The 2,433-nt window shown below is 73.2% G+C and carries 2 protein-coding genes; one reads left to right on the top strand and one right to left on the bottom strand.

Annotated features, from left to right (window positions below):
- Positions 1-213: 213 nt before the first annotated feature.
- Entirely contained in the window at positions 214-1,311 is a 1,098-nt protein-coding gene (locus VG869_16005; protein ID HEV3452688.1) for a LuxR C-terminal-related transcriptional regulator, read from the bottom strand.
- Positions 1,312-1,396: 85 nt separating this feature from the next.
- On the opposite strand from VG869_16005, the gene VG869_16010 reads away from it, so the two are divergent.
- Positions 1,397-2,433, top strand: a 1,037-nt coding sequence (locus VG869_16010) for a class I SAM-dependent methyltransferase (protein HEV3452689.1), incomplete at its 3' end; no start/stop codon positions are given.

Genomic DNA, 2,433 nt, shown 5'->3' on the forward strand with positions numbered 1-2,433 from the left:
TCGCGCAGGTTCTTGAGCCGTGCATCGGTCACCCCGCCCGGGATGTTCGCTCGTACGAGTGCTGCGTGCATCCGCTCCTCCTTTGGAGCCTGCCGACGTCGAAGGGTCGCCGGGGAACCGTAGTCGCGCCGGTCAGCGACCAGCTCGGCCTCCGGCAGGGTCGCGGCGGGGCCGGACGAGCGCTCGGTGAGCGGCGGCGGGAGGCGCCGATGCCTACGACGCGTCTCCGCGCCCGGCGTGCGCGCCGTGCTCGGCGAGCCAGGTCGCGGCGGCGCCCGTGCGGTCATGAACGCCGAGCTTCGGATAGAGGTGCTCGAGGTGCTTGTGAACGGTGCGGATGCTCACGCCGAGGCGGTGGGCGATGTCGGCGTTGGGGTGCCCCGTGGCGAGGAGGCGCAGGACGTCCTGTTCGCGCTCGGTGAGCGCGGCCGCCGACAGGGGAGGGGAGCCGCTCTCGGGCCGCTCGTCGATGACGATCGTCCGCCAGCGGGTGTCGCCGTCCGGGAGCACGGATCCGTGCAGGACGGCACCCTGGCCGGGGAGCGCGACCGGGCGGGCTCGTGACGGCGCCGCGGCGACGAGCGCGGCAAGCTTCGGCGGCAGCCGCTGCCCCGGGGTGGCCCGAACCGCGAGGTGGGTCGCGAGCAGGCGCTCGGCGCTCGGGCTCGCGGCCACGAGCCGCCCGTCGGTCCGAGCCACGATCACGCCGCGGCGGTGGTCGTCGAGGGCCCGATCCATCGCCGCGAGGAGGACCCCGCGCGCTTCGGCGGCGCGAGCGGCCTCGTAGCCCTCGACGAGCTGGTCCCGGGCCAGGTTGAGGACCTCCCGGTCCCGCTGCGTGTAGTCGCGGGCGGCGCGATTCAGGGCGATCCCGACGATCTGCGTGTCGCCGTACGACAGCGTGATCGCGATCTGCCGCTCGACGCGGGCGGGCCGGAAGTAGGTGGCGTAGAGGTCGCTCCGATGGAACTCGCGCTGGTCGACGAAGTCCGAGATCGTGTGCGCGCTGCCGTCACCGGTCCGGCTGGCGTAGGAGATGATGGGGTGCTGGGAGACGTGGCGCTCGAAGACGGACGGCTCGGTCCCGTCGAGGGCATCGACGGGGTCGACCGCGTAGCTGCCCCCGCCGCGGCCGGTCGTGTCGATCTCGTTGTAGGTGATGCTGTCGGAGGGCACCAGCCGGCGAAGCGGGCCCAGCACGGCCTCGGCGAAGGAGCCCGGGTCGAGGACGGCTCGGGCACGCGCGCCGAGGTCGATCAGCCGGGCCAGGTCGGCACGTCGCAGCTCCGCCATCGGGCGCTCCCCGGTCACCGGCGGCCCGTACGCAGATCAGCGTATTGCCTTGGCGGCCTGGGCGCGTTTAGGTCGCCTCGTTCGCAACGCGCGGAGGTGGGCCATGCCCGTGGACGAGGCGAAGCTGATGGAGTTCGTGGGCCAGGCGGTCGGCGATCTCGGCGCCGCCCTGACCGCGACGCTGGTCAACATCGGGGATCGACTGGGCCTGTACCGGGCGATGGCCGGGGCGGGCCCCATGACCGCCGCCGAGCTGGCGGCGAAGAGCCACACGGCCGAGCGCTACGTGGCGGAGTGGCTCGCCGCGCAGGCCGCGTCGGGCTACGTGGCCTTCGACGGCGACGGCCGCTACCACCTGCCGGACGAGCAGGCCGAGGCCCTGTCCAACGAGCAGAGCCCGGCCTGCGTGCTCGGTGGCTTCCAGGCGATGACGGCCGCCATGAGGGCCGAGCCCAAGCTCGTCGAGGCGTTCCGCTCCGGCGGGGGAGTGGGCTGGCACGAGCACGACCCAGCCCTGTTCGAGGGGACGGAGCGGTTCTTCCGACCCGGCTACGCGGCCAACCTCGTCTCGTCGTGGATCCCGGCGCTCGACGGCGTGGAAGCGAAGCTCCAGGCGGGCGGGACGGTGGCTGACGTCGGCTGCGGCCACGGGGCGTCGACGATCATCATGGGCGCGGCGTATCCGGCGTCGACGTTCGTCGGCTACGACTACCACCAGGGCTCGATCGACGCCGCCCGGCAGCGGGCGGCTGACGCCGGGCTGTCGGACCGGGTGCGGTTCGAGGCGGCCAGCGCCAAGGACTACCCGGGCAGGGGCTTCGACCTGATCGCGTTCTTCGACTGCCTGCACGACATGGGTGACCCCGTCGGCGCGCTGGCGCACGCGAAGGGCGCGCTCGCCGAGGGCGGCACGATCATGCTCGTCGAGCCGTTCGCCAACGACGACATCGCGGACAACCTGAACCCCATCGGGAGGGTCTTCTACTCGGCGTCCACGCTGATCTGCACGCCCGCCTCGCTCTCCCAGGAGGTCGGGCGGGGCCTCGGCGCCCAGGCCGGTGAAGGCCGGCTCCGGCAGGTCGCCACCGAGGCCGGCCTGACGTCCTTCCGACGGGCCACCGAGACGCCCTTCAACCTCGT

This window comes from Acidimicrobiia bacterium (assembly GCA_035948415.1).
GTDB lineage: Bacteria > Actinomycetota > Acidimicrobiia > IMCC26256 > PALSA-555 > PALSA-555.